Below are 16,646 nucleotides of genomic sequence, written 5' to 3' on the forward strand. Positions count from 1 at the left end.
CCGTACGCCACCGCCCCACCACCCAAATCCCCTCGCCCGCACCGGCCCCTCTGCGTACCCTCGGCCCCATGACCGGCACCGATGTGTCCCCCGACCAGCCGCCCCGGCGTCCCCTCGTCGCGATCCTCACCGGGGCGGGGATTTCCACCGATTCCGGGATCCCGGACTACCGCGGGCCGAACGGGTTGTGGCGGCGGGACCCGGAGGCGGAGAAGCTCGTCACCTACGACGCGTACATGAGCGATCCGGAGATCCGGCGGCGCTCATGGCGGATGCGACAGGAGAGCCCGGCGTTCCGGGCGCGGCCGAATGCCGGGCACGAGGCGGTGGCCCGGCTGGAGCGGTCCGGGACGCCGGTGCGGGTGATCACGCAGAACGTGGACGGTCTGCATCAGCTCGCCGGGGTGCCCGCACGCAAGGTGCTCGAACTGCACGGCACCGTACGGGCGGTCGTCTGCACCGGCTGTCATGCCCGGTCGGACATGAAGGAGGCGCTGGCTCGGGTGACCGCGGGCGAGCCCGATCCGGCGTGTCTGGTCTGCGGCGGGATCCTGAAGTCGGCGACGGTGATGTTCGGCGAGCGGCTGGATCCGGAGGTGCTCGGGACGGCCCTGGGCGTGGCGAAGGCGGCGGAGGTCTTCCTTGCCGTCGGCAGCACGCTGCAAGTACAGCCGGCCGCCTCGCTCGCCGGGGTGGCGGCCGAACACGGCGCCCGGCTGATCATCGTCAATGCCGAGCCGACCCCGTACGACGCACTCGCCGACGAGGTGATCCGCGAGCCGATCGGCACGGCCCTGCCGAGGCTCCTGGAGGGACTGGCGGCAGGCGTCTGAGGCAGGGCCGGCGAACAGGTGGCCGGCGACGAGTGCGCAGCGCCCGCCGCCGGGGCCCCGGCTCGTCCGCCGCGCACCCCCTCAAGGCACGCGGGCCGTCCACTCCCGGGAGCCGAACTTGTGCTCCGCCAGCTCCTGGGCGCGTCCCAGCTCCGCGTCCGAGACCGCGCCGTCCGACCCGCCGTAGCGTGCCCGGAACGACGCGATCATCCGATCGATGACCTCGGCGCGGGGCAGTCCGGTCTGGCGCCGCAGCGGGTCCACCCGCTTGCCGGCGCTGGCGATGCCCTTGTCCGACAGCTTCTCCCGGCCGATCCGCAGCACCTCGGCCATCTTCTCCGCATCGATGTCGTACGACATCGTCACGTGATGCAGCACCGCCCCGGCGCCCGCCACCACCCGCTTCTGCGCCGCCCCCGCGATCTTCCCGGCGTCGGTCGCGATGTCGTTGAGCGGCTTGTACCAGGCCGTGATGCCCATGTCACCGAGCGCGCCCAGCACCCAGTCGTCCAGATAGGCGTAGCTCTCGGCGAACGACAGCCCGTGGACCAGGGTCTCCGGCACGCTCAGCGAGTACGTGATGGTGCTGTCCGGCTCGACGAACATGGCGCCGCCCCCGGAGATCCGCCGCACGACCGTCACGCCGTGTTTCTCGGCTCCCCGGGGGTCGACCTCGTTGCGCAGCGACTGGAAGCTGCCGATGATCACGGCGGGGCGGTCCCACTCCCACACCCGCAGGGTCGGCGGGCGGCGGCCCGCCGCGACCTCGGCCGTCAGAACCTCGTCCAACGCCATGTGGAGGGCGGGGTGTTGGGGGCCGACATGAAGGATCTGCCACTCGTGGTCGGTCCAGTCCGTGGCGCCCGCGACCGCGCGGCGCACGGCGATCCCCACGGCCTCGGTGCTGAAGCCGAACAGCACGGCACCGGCCGGGAGGGCCGCGTCGATCCGGGCCGCCAGTACACGTGCGCCGGTGTCGGCGGCGGCGCCCTCCAAGGAACGGTTGACGGCGGGCCACGCCTCGGCGGGCTCCAGGAAGAAGTCCCCCGAGACGCGGACGTGGCGCAGCGCGCCGTCCACGACATCGAGGTCGACCACCACGAGCTTGCCGCCCGGCACCTTGTATTCACCGTGCACGGTGCTGCCTCCCTGTGGGGGTGTCCGGGTGGGGTGGCTGGGTGGGGTGGCCGCGTGTGGAGGCCGGGTGTATGGGCCAGGTGTAGTGGCCGGCGGTCCGGGTCCCCCTGTTGCCGACAACTGCTCTGTGATGAGGGGTATTCCCTTGCTCCCGGATGGGGGGCAGGAGCCGGGGGCGGGGTCGAGCGGACATGGCGAAGGCCCCGCCCGTGCGCCACGGGGGCAAGCACGGACGGGGCCGGTCTCAGAGGGTCCAGGAGTTGGCCGGGTCGTCCAGCCACACCCTTTCGCCCTCGGCGGTCACGGTCAGACCGAACCGGGTGTGGTCCGGGCGTCCGCTGTCGACCCACCAGCGGAAGGCGCTCTCCACCTGATCCCAGAGACGGCGGGGACCTTGTTGCCAGACACGGGCCGTCTTCCCGTCGCGGAACATCGCACACGCCCATGAGTTGTCACTCAAACTGTAGAACCAGACCGGCCGCGCGCCATCGCTCTTCCCCGCTACGACGTACGAACACCGGGGGACGCGGAGGCCCATCGCGAACCGCTCCGGGCCGAATTGCTCCCCGACGAACTCCGCTTCGGTGATCGTCGTGGCGGACTCCTCGCCGTCCGCCACGCTCCCCGTGACGTACTCCGAGTGCGCCCGGAGGGCAAACCGCTGGGACCGGAGCTTCATGAACTCCACGGGACCGGTGAACTTCCCGGACGCGCTCTCTCCGTCCGGTGCGACGACCAGGCGGGCCACCGCGTCGACGTGGGTGTAGTTCGTCCCCCAGGGGGCGACGATGACACCCCCCGGCCGGCACTGCTCCACCCAGGCGAACGGGAGGGAACGGAGCCCGCACGTAGCGATGACCCGGTCATACGGCGCCCCTTCTCGACAGCCCTGGAACCCGTCGCCGTGGACGACGCGAAGGGGTATTCCCAGCCTCTCCACCGTCGCCATGGCTGCCGTGGCCACCGCCCGGTCCACCTCCACCGTGGTCACGCACCCCGGCCCCGCACGGTGGACCATGAGCAACGCATTCCAGGCCGTGGCGGTGCCGATTTCCAGGACCTTGTGACTGGGATGGAGGTCCAGGTCCTGGAGCATGCGGAAGACCACGCTCGGCATGGACGCGGAGCTGGTCGGGACGTGGCCCGGTTCGGTGCCGGTGTGCCTCCCGTCGTCCCACTGGGTGACGATCGGTACGTCGGAGTCCGCGAACTCCTGCCACTTGGCCGGGTCGTCCGTTTTGGAAACTGCCATGCTCCGACCGGCCGCCATGTCGAACGGCCACATGAGGTCCGGCAACACGGTGGAGCGGGGAACGGCCGCGTACGAGGGTGCCCAGTCGGAGGAAAGAGCCCCTGAAGACATGAGGGCACGCCCCAGCCCGTCAATGCTGGGGCGCTCCTTTGGCGCGTCGGTGGTCACTGGGTCAGGCAACCTTGGGCGGGTTCGGCTGACCCGGGCCACCGTCAGGGGACGGGGGCTGATGCGGGCCGGGGTACGGCTCCCCGGGGAGCTTGTCGCCGCCGTCGTTCGCAACGATCATGATCACTTTCCTCCAGGTGCTCTCTCGGTGATTGTTCACCCGTCCGACCGTCGCTGTCCGTGGGACAGTCGCCGGGCCTTGCCCGCCCCCCTGTCGGGATCACTCAGCAACGCGGGGGATGCCGGAATGGGCATCCGACAAGCGGGCGGAGTCTGGGAGCCAGCCGGCATTCGGCTTGCCGTGGATGCGCTCCCGCATCCGGTCCAACAGGTCAGCCTTTTCTACGCGTTGCCTGCCCTCGTTACGGTCATCCTTGGCCACGGCGCTGGTCTGCTTCATGTCGCCCCGCGGCTTGCGGGCGCTAAGCGGCCTACTCATTTCGCGCCACCGCCCTTCCGGGGCGCGTACCGGCCTCCACGGGCACTTCGTCGTGTTGCGGGTGGCGTAGGAGGAGGACCCGACAGTCCACGGCCCGGGTCTGGTCGCGAGCCCTTTCGGCTGCCTCCAACTCCCGTTCCAGGTCGACGCACTTCGTACAGCTCACGCCCTCGTTTCCCTTCCGTGCGGGTGACCCGCGATCACCCCGTTAAGGCTCCGGACCTCCAGCGAACGGCCCGCCCGGCGGGCCGCCTCCCGCTCCCGGCCGCAGAGTTCGCACACGTCGCACTCCGGGACGGGGACGGGCTCCAGCTCCGGGCCGGCAGACATCACGACGACCGGGGCGTGTTCAGCCGCAGCCATCAAGCACGCTCCACAACCCGGCCAGGGTGCGCTCCATGAAGGCACGACTCGGCTTCACGTACGGGTTATACGGCGGCGCGTCCAGGTGCCATCGCCTTCTCTCCCACCGGAGGATTGTGGTGTCCAACGGCGTCAAGGCGCCGTCTTCCGGTGCTTCCGCGTCCCTGACCGGTTCACCTGTCATGACGGCCAGCATTCCGGCACCCTCGTGCCTACGGAGCGGCCTGCCTGTATGCCTCCGTGTAGGCCAGACTAGGGTCATGACTGGGGAGACCATCCGGGCAATGATCAGACGCCTCCGCAAAGGGCGCGGCTGGTCACAGGACCGCATGGCGGAGAAGCTGAATGAAGTTGCCCGTGATCTCCCCACGCTGGGGCTGAATGCCTCCCTGGGTCGGCAGGACGTGTACCGGTGGGAGGCAGGAAAGCGGAAACCGCGCGAATGGCTGCCGGTCCTGGCTACCGTCTTAGGCGTGTCCAGGGGGGAACTAGAGGCAGCCACGACTGTAGAGGAAGCGACCGCCCCACCCGAACCGCGCACGGTGGACGACTTCCTCCCACCCGGTGATCCGTTCGCCCCGCTGGTCGACGGCCTTGGGCGGCGGATCGGGCAATCCACGGTGGTGGACCTGGCCAACCGGGTCCACGGCCTTCGACTGGCGGACGACGTCGTGTATGGACGTGACCTGATCGGGCGCGCACGCCGTGACCTGAGATCCGCGGTGGACCTCTACCGAATGACCACGCACGCAGAAGCCGTTGGGCGGGATCTACTCCGGGCGATTGCGGAGCTGGCCCAGATTGTGGGTTGGGTGGCGAGTGACGCCGGGGAGTACGCGGAGGCGGAGAAGGTCTACCGCCTGGGGCTCTCTGCCGCACAGACAGCCGGAGATGGCACCCTGGCGGGTCAGCTTCTGGGCACGCTCGCTTACCAGGTAGCCAATCAGGGTGATTGCCGTGAGGCCGTGGATATGGCGGTGGCCGCCGTTGACGCCGCCGGGCCGGACGCTCCACCCCGCGCACGCGCGCTGTTCCTGGACCGCGCGGCATGGGCACACACCAGGGCCGACCGCCCTCAAGAGGCGATCCAGGCACTGGGCAAGGCCCACGAAGCGCTCACGGATGAGCACGGGGCGGATGAACCAGACTGGACCTACTGGGTGTCCGTGGAGGAGCTGGAGGTCATGGACTCCAGGGTCTACACGGAGCTGCATAGACCGCTTCGTGCCGTTCCGCTCCTGACCCAGGTCTTGGACCGCTACGACACAACGCACACACGGGAGTTGGCGCTCTACCTCTCATGGTTGGCGGTGGCTTACGCGGACGCCAACGAGGCGGAGGAAGCGGCAGCCACCGCTGAACGCATGCTGGCTCTTTCCACCGGCGGGGCCTCTGAGCGAACGGCCGACCGGGCGCGGGTGGTTCTTGAGAGCTTGAAGCCCTTCCGAAAGGTGCCGGAGGTAGCTGCGCTCCTCGGGGAGTACCCGGCCGCCTGAGATCCGGGCCTCTGTCATGGGCGGTTCGCTCCCGGAGCACGTCCCAGGGTGATGTGGCGGTTCCGTGCCACCTCGTCGGCAACACCCGTCGCAATCAAGGCAGTTCCTTGGCTATCCGGCCCATCGAAGGCGCCCGCTCTTGCCTGTCCGCCGACGCCGTCAGTTGTCATGCTGTCTCAATTTGGTCGAAGGTTTATCCCAACTCGCCCGGCATGTCTGGACTCGTTCTCGCCCGCCCCACAAGGTGTTTGTCGGAGGCCGGGCGGCGCGAGGAATGGGGCGTCCACATGAGGTCGGTCGGCTGCGGTGAACAACCCGAGTGCGCCATTGCAGTGCGGCGACAGTGAAGGAGCACAGGAATGTCCTCTACGGTGCGTAAGCGTTTCGCGCTCGCCTCGACGGCCCTTGCCCTGGCCAGCGGCCTTGCCGTGGCCGGCCCCGCGCACGCCGATTCGCGTGGCGGGCAGCAGACGGCCGCCGGGACTGCGGCGCTGATGCCGGCGTCCGACACCTCAGCGGTCAGCATCAAGAAGGTCCACATCAAGGGCACGCAGGTGGCCCTGCGGGAGTGCCCGCGTACGAGTTGCGGTGTCGCCAAAAGGGTGTCCAACACGACCCTCCGGGCGTTTTGCCAGACCAACCGGCACACCTCCAAGGTCTCGGGAAACGCATGGTGGACGAAGGTCACCCTGCTGACCGGTAGCGACCCGGCCTGGGTGAGCAACCACTACGTGCGCGGGGCGGCGCCCAAGGTGCCCCACCTGCCGAGCTGCTGACAGCCGGCCGCCCACGCCTGCCAGCGTTGCCTCCAGGAGACTTCCCCATGCGGGGCGGGGCCGGAGCCCCCGGTGAGGCCGGGTCAGGCCGCCCGGCCTCCGCGCCCGGACGCCGTGGTCATGAGCACGGTGTAGAGGATCAGGGCGGTGCCCAGGCCGACTGCCCAGCCGTAGTCGGCCAGTGGTTGGAGGAACGGGATCAGGCCGTCGGCGGGGAAGGGGCCCTTGCCGGGGTGGGAGTACGAGCCGCCGACTGCGAGCAGGCCGCCGACCGCGAAGGCGAGGACGGCCCGCCAGTTCCAGCCGGCCGCGTACCAGTAGCGGCCGCCGGGGTGGTAGAGGGCGGCGAGGTCGAGGACGGTGCGGCGGATGATCCAGTAGTCGGCGATGAGGATGCCGGCGACCGTGCCGAGCAGGCCGCCGACCACCCCGAGCCAGGTGAAGATGTACAGCTCGGGGGTGGCGATGAGTTTCCACGGCAGGATGATCACGCCGACCACGCCGGTGATCAGCGCGCCCCTGCGGAAGGTGATGAGCTTCGGCGCCAGATGGGCCAGGTCGTAGGCGGGCGAGACGACGTTGGCGGCGATATTGACCGAGATCGTCGCGATCAGGACGGTGACCAGGGCGAAGAGCAGGCCGAAGACGCTGTCGGACTTGCCGGCCAGGGCGACCGGATCCCAGATCGGCGCCCCGTACACCGCCTGTGAGCCGGAGGTGACCAGTACGGAGAGCAGCGCGAAGGCCGTCATGGTGGTCGGCAGGCCGAGGGACTGGCCCCAGACCTGGGCCCGTTGGCCGGCGCCGAAGCGGGTGAAGTCGGGGATGTTCAACGACAGGGTCGCCCAGAAGCCGATCATCCCCATGAGGGACGGGAAGAAGACCTTCCAGAAGTCGTGGCCCCAGCCCAGTGCGCTCGGCTGGTCCAGGAGCGGGCCGAACCCGCCGGCCTTGGCCGCCATCCAGCCCAACAGCACCAGCGCGCCGACGAGGACGAAGGGCGCGGCCCAGTTCTCGAAGCGGCGCAGGGTCTCCATGCCCCGGTGGATGATGGCGAGTTCGACGACCCAGAAGACCAGGAAGCACAGCCAGAGGGTCCAGGGGTAGCCGCCGATGGACGCCGCCTTCGCCCAGCCTCCGCCGAAGATCTTGCCCAGCAGGATGTAGATGCCCTGGCCGCCGATCCAGGTCTGGATGCCGAACCAGCAGCAGGCCACGGCGGCCCGCACCAGCGCGGGCAGATTGGCGCCACGCAGCCCGAACGAGGCCCGGGCCAGGACGGGGAAGGGGATGCCGTACTTCGGGCCGGCGTGCCCGGTGAGCAGCATCGGGACGAGGACGACGAGGTTCGCCAGCGCGATGGTCAGCACCGCCTGCAGCCAGTCCATGCCGAGCGCGACCAGGCCGGAGGCGAGCGTCCAGGAGGGGATGTTGTGCGCCATGCCGACCCAGAGGGCGGTGAAGTTGTAGGTGGTCCAGCGGCGTTCGGCCAGGGGTACGGGCCGCAGGTCGTCATTGACGTAGCGGCCGTGCGGGGCGATGGCGCCCGGCGCGGGTTCGACGCGGCCGTCCGGGGCGGTGAGTTGCCCGGAGGGCGCTATGGGCAGGTCCGGAGGCACGGGTGCGGAGGGCGCGGACATACGGGGACCTTTCGTCCGGGTACGGGCCGCCGGTTGCCGGGCGGCGGGGCGGCGGCCAGGGCGTGTCTTTCGCCCTCACGGTGCCCGGACCGGCGACCGGACCGGCGGCCGGACCGGCGGCCGGACACCACTGCCACACGGCCGCACGGCGCCGTGTCCCGGCGCCCGTTCAGGAGAACGCGGGGATGAGCTCTGCTCCGTAGGCGTCGATGGTGGATTCCTTGGCGTCGTGCATGGCATAGACCGCGAACTGGTCCACGCCCAGCGCCCGGAGCTGCTCCAGCCGCTCGCGGTGGGCGGCGAGGGGGCCCAGCAGACAGAAGCGGTCGACGACGGCGTCCGGGACGAAGTCGGCGTGCGGGCTGCCGGCCCGGCCGTGCTGGGCGTAGTCGTACCCCTCACGGGCCTTGATGTACTCGGTCAGCTCCTCGGGCACCACATCGGAGCGCTCGCCGTAGCGTTCGACGAGGTCGGCGACGTGGTTGCCGACCATGCCGCCGAACCAGCGGCACTGCGCGCGGGCGTGGTCGAGGTCGTCGCCCACATAGGCGGGGGCGGCGACGCAGATGGTGACCTCGGCCGGGTCGCGTCCGGCGTCCGCCGCGGCCTGTCGTACGGCCTTGACCATCCATTCGGTGAGGAAGGGGTCGGCGAGCTGGAGGATGAAGCCGTCGGCCAGCTCGCCCGCCATGGCGAGGGCCTTGGGGCCGTAGGCACCCATCCAGACCGGCAGCTTGCCGTTGCGGATCCAGGGGATCTTGATCCGGTGGCCGCCGACCTCCGCCTCCCGCCCCTCGGCGAGGTCGCGGATGACGCCGATCGCCTCGCCCAGCCGGGCCAGGGTGTTGGGCGGCCGCCCGGCCACGCGCATCGCGGAGTCGCCCCGCCCGATGCCGCAGACGGTGCGGTTGCCGTACATCTCGTTGAGGGTGGCGAAGGTGGAGGCGGTGACCTCGGGGGTGCGGGTGGAGGGGTTGGTGACCATCGGGCCGACGATCAGCCGTTCCGTGTGGTCCAGGATGCGGCTGTAGATGACGAACGGCTCCTGCCACAGAACGGCCGAGTCGAAGGTCCAGCCGTAACGGAAGCCGTTGCGCTCGGCGCGGCGCATCAGGGACACGACGGCGGAAGCGGGCGGGTCGGCCTGGAGAACGAGTCCGAAGTCCACGGCGGGCTCCTTAGATGAGGTACTGGCAGGTGCCGCGCGGGATGTACTGGCCGTGTCCCGCGTGCCCGGTGAACTCCCGCCGGTCGATGACGAGTTCGCCCCGGGAGAGGACCGTCTCGACCCGGCCGGTGACCCGCTTGCCCTCGTACGGCGAGTAGTCGACGTTCATGTGGTGGGTCTCGGCGGAGAGGGTCTGCTCGGCGGTGGGGTCGTAGAGGACGAGGTCGGCGTCGGCACCGGGGGCGATGGTGCCCTTCTTCGGGTAGAGGCCGAACATCCGGGCCGGGGTGGCGCAGGCGATCTCGATCCAGCGCCGGCGGCTGATCCTGCCCTCCACCACCCCCTGGTGGAGGAGGTCCATCCGGTTCTCCACCCCGGGCATCCCGTTGGGGATCTTGGAGAAGTCACCGCGGCCGAGCTCCTTCTGCCCCTGGAAGCAGAAGGGGCAGTGGTCGGTGGAGACCACCTGGAGGTCGTTGGTGCGCAGCCCGCGCCACAGAGCCTCCTGGTGCTCACGGGGCCGCAGCGGTGTGGAGCAGACGTACTTGGCGCCCTCGAAGTCGGGCTCGGCGAGGTTGTCGGTGGACAGGAACAGATACTGCGGGCAGGTCTCGCCGAAGACGTTCAGCCCCTTGTCGCGGGCCTGGGCGATCTCGGCGAGGGCCTCCTCGGCGGAGACGTGGACGACGTAGAGCGGTGCGCCGGCGACCCGGGCCAGCTGGATGGTGCGGTGGGTGGCCTCGGCTTCGAGGAGGACCCGGCGGACCTCGCCGTGGTAGCGCGGGTCGGTCTTCCCCTCGGCCAGCGCCTGTTCGACCAGCACGTCGATGGCGATGCCGTTCTCGGCGTGCATCATCACCAGCCCGCCGTTGCCGGCCGAGCGCTGCATGGCCCGCAGGATCTGTCCGTCGTCGCTGTAGAAGACCCCGGGGTAGGCGGTGAACAGCTTGAAGGAGGTGACGCCCTCCGCCACCAGGAGGTCCAGCTCCTTGAGGGTGTGCTCGTTGACGTCGGAGAGGATCATGTGGAACGCGTAGTCGATGGCGCAGCGGGCGTCGGACTTGGCGTGCCAGGTGTCCAGGCCGTCGCGGAGCGACTTGCCGCGGGACTGCACCGCGAAGTCGATGAGGGTGGTGGTGCCGCCCCAGGCAGCGGCGCGGGTCCCGGTCTCGAAGTTGTCGGAGGAGAAGGTCCCGCCGAAGGGGAAGTCCAGGTGGGTGTGCGCGTCGACGCCGCCCGGGATGACGTATTTGCCGGTGGCGTCGAGGATGCGGTCCGCCGACTTCGCCCAGCTGTCGGCGCCGGGGCTGCCGTGCGCGGCGAGGGCGGCGATCCTGCCGTCCTCCACCAGGACATCGGCGTGGATTTCATCGGCGGCGGTGATCACCAGGCCGCCCCGGACGAGCGTACGTCCCACCATCCCTGCTCCCTTCCGCATCAACGACCTCGTGTGGCACCGGAAGGCGGAGCCCGACGCGCACCGTCCCCTGGGCAGCCCTGCTCCGCTGACGCCACGTCACAACCGGTCTACACCCGTAGATTCCGGCTGAGAGGGAGACCGTAGAAGCATGTCACCCACGGTGGCAATACCGTGACCGTTGATCAGTGGAGACTTTCGTGTTGCGGCCACGATCAGCCGGCCGGTTGAACGCGGGCCCGGACGCCGGGGCGGCGGCCGGGGCCGGAGGGGTGCGGGGGTGGCGCGATGGGCAGATATCCGCCGACGCGGGCGGGGACCCCAGCGAGCGGTACGGCACCCGGACGGACGACGCGGAAGGCGGCAGGTCATGGAGCAGAGCACACCGTGGGAGTTCTCCGACGACCGGGGGCGCCTCGCGGTGGCCGGGCAGCGGCCGTACCGGATCGTGGCGTACATACAGGCGGGGGCGACGCTGTGGGACCACGGCATACGGCCCGTCGGGCTGTTCGGGTCCCCGCACGACGGCGCCGCCCCCGACCCCGCCAAGGGCGGGGAGCTGCCGCTCGCGGAGATCGGCTACCTCGGTGCGGGCCACGCCCTGCGTCCGGACGCCCTGCTGGCGGCGGAGCCGGACCTGGTGGTGGCGGTGACCTATGACGGCGAGCAGGTCTACGGGCTGACGCAGCAGACGGCGGAGGAGCTGGAGACCCATGTCCCGCTCGCCACGGTCGCGGTGGGGCCCGGCCGCAGCCTGGCCGAGGTGCGCGAGCGGTTCGCGGCGCTGGCCGGCTCGCTCGGCCGGGGCGAACCCCTGGGCGCGGCACGCGAGTTGGACGCCGCGGAGGACGCCCTGCGGCAGGCGGCCGGCGGCGCGGTACGGCCGCGGGTGCTGGCGCTGTCGCCCGCGGGCCCCGCACGGGTGCACCTGGCCCGGCCCGGTTCCTGGCCGGAGCTGCGGGCGCTGACCGAACACGGCGTCGGCCTGCTGGAACCGCCGGCCGGTGCCGGTCTGAACTGGTCCACGGTCGGCTGGGCGGAGGCCGCCGCGATGGCCCCGGACATCGTGCTGACGGACGTACGGATCAACGCCGCCCGGCCCGAGGAGCTCCGGACCGACGCGCACTGGCGCGCGATCGAGGCCCGGGCCCGGCTGTTGCCGTGGAACCCGGAGGCCCCGTGCAGCCGGCGGGCGCACACCCGCTTCTTCCGCCTGGTGGCCGAGACGGTCCGGGAGGCGGCGGCTCAGGCGTAGGACGCGTCCGCGCGTCCGCACGGTTCCGATCGGACCGCCCGGCTCGCCCCGACCGCCCGGACCACCCGAACCGCCCGGACCACCCGAACCGCCCGGTGGCACGCCGCCGGGACGGCGGCCGGAGGCGGCGCGAGGACCCCGGCCCCGGCCCGGCCCTGCCCCGGCCGCACGCTTCCGGAGCGCGCGCCTAGGAAGGCGCCAGCATCCCCTGCACCGCCTGGAGTGCGTCCGCGAGCAGCGCCGCGCCCTCTTCCGCCTCGGCGACGGTCAGCGTCATCGGGGGCGCGATGCGCAGCGACGCGCCGCCCTGGCCGCCCTTGCCGACCAGCAGACCGCGCTCGCGGGCGGCCTCCACCACCAGCGACGCGGCCTCCGGCGCCCGCTCGTCGGTGCCGGGACGGACGAGTTCGACGCCGATCATCAGGCCGCGGCCGCGCACTTCCCGTACGACGTCGAGGCCGGCGGTCACCGCCCGCAGCCGTTCGATGAGCAGTCCGCCGACCCGTCGGGCGTTGCCCTGCAGATCGTGTTCGAGCAGGTAGGTGAGGTTGGCGAGGCCCGCGGCCATGGTGACGGGGCTGCCGCCGAAGGTGGAGATGGAGTTCGCGGTGAGCGAGTTCATCACCTCGGCACGGCCCACGACGCCGCCGATGGCCATGCCGTTGCCGATGCCCTTGGCGAAGGTGAGCAGGTCCGGCGGGCCGTTGTCGGCGTGCGCCTGCCAGCCCCAGAAGTGGTCGCCGGTACGGCCCCAGCCGGTCTGTACCTCGTCGCTGATCCAGAGGATGCCGTGCCGGGCGAGCACCTCGCGGAAGGCGGCGTACAGGCCGTCCGGCGGCATGGTGAACCCGCCGACGCCCTGCACCGGTTCGGCGATCAGCGCGGCGATGCCGCCCGCGGTCTGCTGGAGCATGTCCTCCAGGTCGGCGACGCAGGCCGCGATGTAATCACGGTCGCCGAGCTCCGCGTACGGGCCGCGGGTGCGCACCCCGCCGTGCACGTAGAGCGTCTGGAGCGGCGAGAGGCTGGTCGGTGACCAGCTCTGGTTGCCGGTGATGCCGACGGTGGAGAACGACCGGCCGTGGTAGCTGTTGCGCATCGCCAGGACCTGGTTGGAGCGGCGGTGCGTGGTGGCCAGCAGCAGGGCCGCGTCATTGGCCTCCGTACCGGAGGTGGTGAAGAAGACGCGGGCGTCGGGGATGCCGGACAGCGCCACGATCCGCTCGGCCAGGTCGACCATCGGGCGGGAGAGGTAGAGCGTCGAGGTGTGGATGATGCGGCCGGCCTGCTCGCTGACGGCCTTGGTCACCTCGGGCAGTGCGTGGGCCGTCATGGTGGTGAGGATGCCGCCGAAGAAGTCGAGGTAGCGGTTGCCCTCGGCGTCCCAGACGTGCCGGCCCTCGCCGTGGGTGAGTTCCAGCGGCCGCTCGTAGTAGAGGCTCAGCCAGGAGGGCAGGACGGCCTGGTGGCGGGCGTGCAGGCTCGCCGCGTCCTGGGGGTGCTGGGTCATGGCTGCACCAGCCCGTCGTACGCGTCGGGGCGGCGGTCGCGGTAGAAGGCCCATTGCTGGCGGACCTCGTCGATCAGGGAGAAGTCGAGGTCGCGGACGACCAGTTCCTCCTTGGAGTCACTGGCGAGCGCGCCGACGAACTGGCCCCGGGGGTCGACGAAGTAGCTGGTGCCGTAGAAGTCGTTGTCGCCGTACTCCTCGACGCCGACCCGGTTGATCGCCGCGATGAAGTACTCGTTGGCGACCGCGGCCGCGGGCTGCTCCAGCTGCCACAGGTAGCCGGACAGGCCGCGGGAGGTGGCGGAGGGGTTGTAGACCAGCTGGGCACCGTTGAGGCCCAACTGCCGCCAGCCTTCCGGGAAGTGGCGGTCGTAGCAGATGTAGACGCCGACCTTGCCGACGGCGGTGTCGAAGACCGGCCAGCCGGCGTTGCCCGGCTTGAAGTAGTACTTCTCCCAGAAGCCCTTGACCTGCGGAATGTGGTGCTTGCGGTAGCTGCCCAGGACGGTGCCGTCGGCGTCGATCACGGCCGCGGTGTTGTAGTAGAAGCCGGACTGTTCGACCTCGAAGACGGGGACGACGATGACCATGCCGGTCTCGCGGGCGAGGTCCTGCATCCGCCGGACGGTCGGGCCGTCGGGCACCGGCTCCGCCCAGCGGTAGTGCTCGGGCTCCTGGACCTGGCAGAAGTACGGGGCGTTGAAGACCTCCTGGAAGCCGATCACCTTCGCGCCCTGCGCGGCCGCCGCTCTGGCGTACTCCTCATGCTTCGCGATCATCGATTCGGTGTCGCCGGTCCAGGTCGCCTGGACCAGTGCGGCACGCACAACATCGGCCATGAGCTGCTCCTTTGTCGATGCGTCAGCCTGCGGCCACGCGGGATCCACGACCCGGTGCACGGCGCGCCGGTGACCGGGGCGGCGCCTCGAACCCTGCGCGATCTACGCGTGTGGAGGTGACCGTAAGCCCCGTCACGCACCGTGGCAAGACCATCTCCCCCGTGGCGCGCCCGGGCGCTTCCCGGGAATATTGACAGGCAGACTTGCAAGTTTGCCTGTCAATCTCCTACGCTGGAGGCATGACGGAAAAGGACCACGAACACCTCGCGACGGAGCTGGGCGCCGCCGTCTCCCTGCTCATGCGGCAGATGCGCGCCGCCTCGCCCCATGGCCAGCTCAGCCCGACCCAGCGCGCGGTGATCGGCCGCATCGACACCGACGGCGAGGCCACCATCGCCGATCTGGCCCGCGCCGAGCGGGTCCGCCCGCAGTCGATGCGACTGACCGTCGGGGGGCTGGAGGAGCGCGGCGTCCTCGCCCGCCGCCCGCATCCGACGGACGGCCGCCAGGTCGTCTTCTCCCTCACCGAGGAGGGCCGCCGGTTGCTCGCCGTCGTACGGCAGGCCAAGCACAACTGGCTGGCGATGGCCATCGCCGACCGGCTGACCCCGGAGGAGCAGCGGACCCTGGAGACGGCGACCGAGCTGATGCGGCGGCTGATGTCGCCATGAACGACTTCGCCAGGCCCGGACGGGGCGGCACCGCGAAGGAGGCCGCCGTATCGGAGGCGGCCGTACCGGAGGCGGCCGTACCGCCGACGGCCGGCGCCCCGGCGCAGGAGGCCGGTACACGGACCGCCCCCGGCACAGCCACCGGCTCCGGCCCTGCCTTCGGCGCCCGACTGATGGCGCCCCTGCTGCTCGGCTCGCTGCTGAACCCGATCAACTCGACGATGATCGCCACCGCGCTGGTGGCGATCGGCCAGGACTTCCACGTCGGCGCCGCCGACACCGCCTGGCTGATCTCGGCGATGTACCTCGCCAGTGCGGTGGGCCAGCCGTCGATGGGGCGGCTCGCCGACCGCATCGGGCCCCGCCGGGTGTTCGTCGCCGGTGCGCTGACCGTCTGCGCGGCGGGCGTCCTCGGGGCGCTGGCCCCCACCTTCGCGCTGCTGATCGTCTCCCGGGTCGTGCTCGGGATCGGCACCGCGGCCGCCTACCCCGCCGCGATGGCGGTGCTGCGCGCCGAGTCCCGGCGGACCGGCTACCCCACCCCGCGCCGGGTGCTCGGCCGGCTCTCGCTCGCCGCGCTGGGCAGCGCGGCCGTCGGCCCCACGCTCGGCGGGCTGCTCGCCGCGACCGCGGGCTGGCGCGCGGTGTTCGCGGTGAACGTCCCGCTCGCGCTGCTCGCCCTGCTCGGCGCGCTGCTCTGGCTCCCGGCCGACCGGAAGGACGCCCGGCCGGCGCACGACGGGACCGCCTCCGCCTCCCTCGACCCGCTGGGCATCGCCCTGTTCGCCGCGGCGCTGACCTGCGCCATGGTCTTCCTGCTGCACCTGGAGGACCCGCATTGGCTGCTGCTGGCGCCGGCCGGAGCGCTCGCGGGCGCCCTGGTGTGGTGGCAGCTGCGCCATCCGGCGCCCTTCATCGACCTGCGGATGCTCGCCCGGAACGGCGCACTGGCGCGCACCTACCTCCGGCACGGACTGACCTACCTCGTCATCTACTGCGTGCTGTACGGCTTCAGCCAGTGGCTGGAGCAGGTGCACGGCGCCTCGTCCTTCCAGGCCGGGCTGATCATGCTGCCGATGTCCCTCGCGGCCGCCGTCTGCTCGCTCATGGGCGCCCGGACGAAGGGGATCCGCGCCCCGCTGACCGTCGCCGCGGCCTGTCTCGCCCTGGGCAGCGGAGTCTTCCTCCTGCTCCAGGGCGCCAGCCCGCTGGTCGCGCTGCTGTGTGCCGGGGCGCTCTTCGGCATCCCGCAGGGCCTGGCCTCCACCGGCAACCAGGCCGCCGTCTACGCCCAGGCCCCGGCCGACGGTGTGGGCGCGGCCGCCGGGCTCCAGCGCACCGCCCAGTACGTCGGCGCGATCACCGCGGCCGGCCTCATCGGGCTGCTGTACGCGCAGCGCGCCTCCGACGCCGGGCTGCACGAGATCGCCCTGATCGGCGTCGTGCTCGGCGTGCTGCTGCTCACCCTGACCCTCGCCGACCGCAGCCTACGGCCCGGCGCGACGGGGACCGGGACCACCGGGACCGGGCCGGGGACCGGGGCCGGAAACGGGACCGGGGCCGGGGTGGCCGTGGTGGCCGAGGCGCCGATGGCTGGATTCAGCCGCCGGCCCCGGCCCCGGCCCCGGCCGACGGTGTGGGCGCGGCCGCCGGGCTCCAGCGCACCGCCCAGTACGTCGGCG

General features: G+C 71.4%; 14 protein-coding genes and 1 pseudogene. 6 read left to right on the plus strand and 9 right to left on the minus strand.

Annotation, left to right across the window (positions count from 1 at the left end; translation table 11 throughout):
* The first annotated feature begins 68 nt into the window (after positions 1-68).
* Complete coding sequence (locus EST92_RS25275) at positions 69-833, plus strand: Sir2 family NAD-dependent protein deacetylase (RefSeq protein WP_129283097.1); 765 nt, start codon at positions 69-71, stop codon at positions 831-833.
* Positions 834-914: 81 nt separating this feature from the next.
* Here EST92_RS25275 and EST92_RS25280 read toward each other — a convergent pair whose 3' ends face one another.
* From EST92_RS25280 to EST92_RS31680, 4 genes are all read right to left on the minus strand, one after another.
* Entirely contained in the window at positions 915-1,970 is a 1,056-nt protein-coding gene (locus EST92_RS25280; protein WP_129283098.1) for a biotin/lipoate A/B protein ligase family protein, read from the minus strand.
* A gap of 244 nt (positions 1,971-2,214) precedes the next feature.
* Positions 2,215-3,390: a protein-L-isoaspartate(D-aspartate) O-methyltransferase gene (locus tag EST92_RS25285; RefSeq protein WP_129283099.1), complete on the minus strand. Its 1,176-nt coding sequence runs from the start codon at positions 3,388-3,390 to the stop codon at positions 2,215-2,217.
* A 220-nt stretch (positions 3,391-3,610) separates the two neighbouring features.
* Positions 3,611-3,790 carry a hypothetical protein gene (locus EST92_RS25290; RefSeq protein WP_129283100.1) on the minus strand — a complete coding sequence of 60 codons (180 nt, stop codon included), beginning with the start codon at positions 3,788-3,790 and terminating at the stop codon, positions 3,611-3,613.
* 388 nt (positions 3,791-4,178) lie between these two features.
* Positions 4,179-4,388 carry a hypothetical protein gene (locus tag EST92_RS31680; protein ID WP_174244128.1) on the minus strand — a complete coding sequence of 70 codons (210 nt, stop codon included), beginning with the start codon at positions 4,386-4,388 and terminating at the stop codon, positions 4,179-4,181.
* 64 nt (positions 4,389-4,452) lie between these two features.
* Between EST92_RS31680 and EST92_RS25295 the strand changes: the two genes are divergently transcribed.
* Positions 4,453-5,688, plus strand: coding sequence for a helix-turn-helix transcriptional regulator (locus EST92_RS25295; protein ID WP_174244129.1), 1,236 nt, complete (start codon positions 4,453-4,455; stop codon positions 5,686-5,688).
* 359 nt (positions 5,689-6,047) lie between these two features.
* Positions 6,048-6,464 carry a hypothetical protein gene (locus EST92_RS25300; RefSeq protein ID WP_129283101.1) on the plus strand — a complete coding sequence of 139 codons (417 nt, stop codon included), beginning with the start codon at positions 6,048-6,050 and terminating at the stop codon, positions 6,462-6,464.
* 83 nt (positions 6,465-6,547) lie between these two features.
* Here the strand turns inward: EST92_RS25300 and EST92_RS25305 are convergent, their stop codons facing one another.
* The 3 genes from EST92_RS25305 to hydA form a co-directional block, all read right to left on the minus strand.
* Complete coding sequence (locus EST92_RS25305) at positions 6,548-8,104, minus strand: NCS1 family nucleobase:cation symporter-1 (RefSeq protein WP_129283102.1); 1,557 nt, start codon at positions 8,102-8,104, stop codon at positions 6,548-6,550.
* 169 nt (positions 8,105-8,273) lie between these two features.
* A complete protein-coding gene (locus tag EST92_RS25310; protein WP_129283103.1) occupies positions 8,274-9,272 on the minus strand; it encodes a TIGR03842 family LLM class F420-dependent oxidoreductase in 999 nt (332 codons plus the stop codon).
* Positions 9,273-9,282: 10 nt separating this feature from the next.
* On the minus strand, positions 9,283-10,692 hold the full coding sequence (gene hydA, locus EST92_RS25315) for a dihydropyrimidinase (protein WP_129283104.1): 1,410 nt from the start codon (positions 10,690-10,692) through the stop codon (positions 9,283-9,285).
* 367 nt (positions 10,693-11,059) lie between these two features.
* Here hydA and EST92_RS25320 point away from each other — a divergent pair, with 367 nt between their 5' ends.
* The gene (locus EST92_RS25320) at positions 11,060-11,944 is read left to right on the plus strand and encodes an ABC transporter substrate-binding protein (RefSeq protein WP_129283105.1); all 885 of its coding nucleotides are present in this window, start codon (positions 11,060-11,062) and stop codon (positions 11,942-11,944) included.
* Between the two features lie 187 nt (positions 11,945-12,131).
* Here the strand turns inward: EST92_RS25320 and EST92_RS25325 are convergent, their stop codons facing one another.
* Both EST92_RS25325 and EST92_RS25330 read right to left on the minus strand, forming a co-directional pair.
* The gene (locus EST92_RS25325) at positions 12,132-13,454 is read right to left on the minus strand and encodes an aspartate aminotransferase family protein (protein ID WP_129283106.1); all 1,323 of its coding nucleotides are present in this window, start codon (positions 13,452-13,454) and stop codon (positions 12,132-12,134) included.
* Positions 13,451-14,293 (minus strand): nitrilase-related carbon-nitrogen hydrolase, encoded by an 843-nt coding sequence (locus tag EST92_RS25330; protein WP_093486404.1) that lies wholly within the window; start codon positions 14,291-14,293, stop codon positions 13,451-13,453. The genes EST92_RS25325 and EST92_RS25330 overlap by 4 nt, the downstream gene beginning before the upstream one ends.
* Positions 14,294-14,532: 239 nt before the next feature.
* Between EST92_RS25330 and EST92_RS25335 the strand changes: the two genes are divergently transcribed.
* Positions 14,533-14,964, plus strand: a complete 432-nt coding sequence (locus EST92_RS25335; RefSeq protein ID WP_129283107.1) for a MarR family transcriptional regulator — start codon at positions 14,533-14,535, stop codon at positions 14,962-14,964.
* Positions 14,961-16,457 (plus strand): annotated as a pseudogene (locus EST92_RS25340) (MFS transporter); the annotation flags it as partial. The gene EST92_RS25335 and the pseudogene EST92_RS25340, both read left to right, overlap by 4 nt.
* Positions 16,458-16,646: the final 189 nt, after the last annotated feature.

It is taken from the genome of Streptomyces sp. TM32, assembly GCF_004122755.1.
In the GTDB taxonomy this organism is placed as follows: Bacteria; Actinomycetota; Actinomycetes; order Streptomycetales; family Streptomycetaceae; genus Streptomyces; species Streptomyces sioyaensis.

Coding starts and splice junctions, on each gene's coding strand:
- EST92_RS25275 (WP_129283097.1), top strand. CDS start 69: ATGACCGGCACCGATGTGTCCCCCGACCAGCCGCCCCGGCGTCCCCTC.
- EST92_RS25290 (WP_129283100.1), bottom strand. CDS start 3,790: ATGAAGCAGACCAGCGCCGTGGCCAAGGATGACCGTAACGAGGGCAGG.
- EST92_RS31680 (WP_174244128.1), bottom strand. CDS start 4,388: ATGCTGGCCGTCATGACAGGTGAACCGGTCAGGGACGCGGAAGCACCG.
- EST92_RS25295 (WP_174244129.1), top strand. CDS start 4,453: ATGACTGGGGAGACCATCCGGGCAATGATCAGACGCCTCCGCAAAGGG.
- EST92_RS25300 (WP_129283101.1), top strand. CDS start 6,048: ATGTCCTCTACGGTGCGTAAGCGTTTCGCGCTCGCCTCGACGGCCCTT.
- EST92_RS25305 (WP_129283102.1), bottom strand. CDS start 8,104: ATGTCCGCGCCCTCCGCACCCGTGCCTCCGGACCTGCCCATAGCGCCC.
- hydA (WP_129283104.1), bottom strand. CDS start 10,692: ATGGTGGGACGTACGCTCGTCCGGGGCGGCCTGGTGATCACCGCCGCC.
- EST92_RS25320 (WP_129283105.1), top strand. CDS start 11,060: ATGGAGCAGAGCACACCGTGGGAGTTCTCCGACGACCGGGGGCGCCTC.
- EST92_RS25325 (WP_129283106.1), bottom strand. CDS start 13,454: ATGACCCAGCACCCCCAGGACGCGGCGAGCCTGCACGCCCGCCACCAG.
- EST92_RS25330 (WP_093486404.1), bottom strand. CDS start 14,293: ATGGCCGATGTTGTGCGTGCCGCACTGGTCCAGGCGACCTGGACCGGC.
- EST92_RS25335 (WP_129283107.1), top strand. CDS start 14,533: ATGACGGAAAAGGACCACGAACACCTCGCGACGGAGCTGGGCGCCGCC.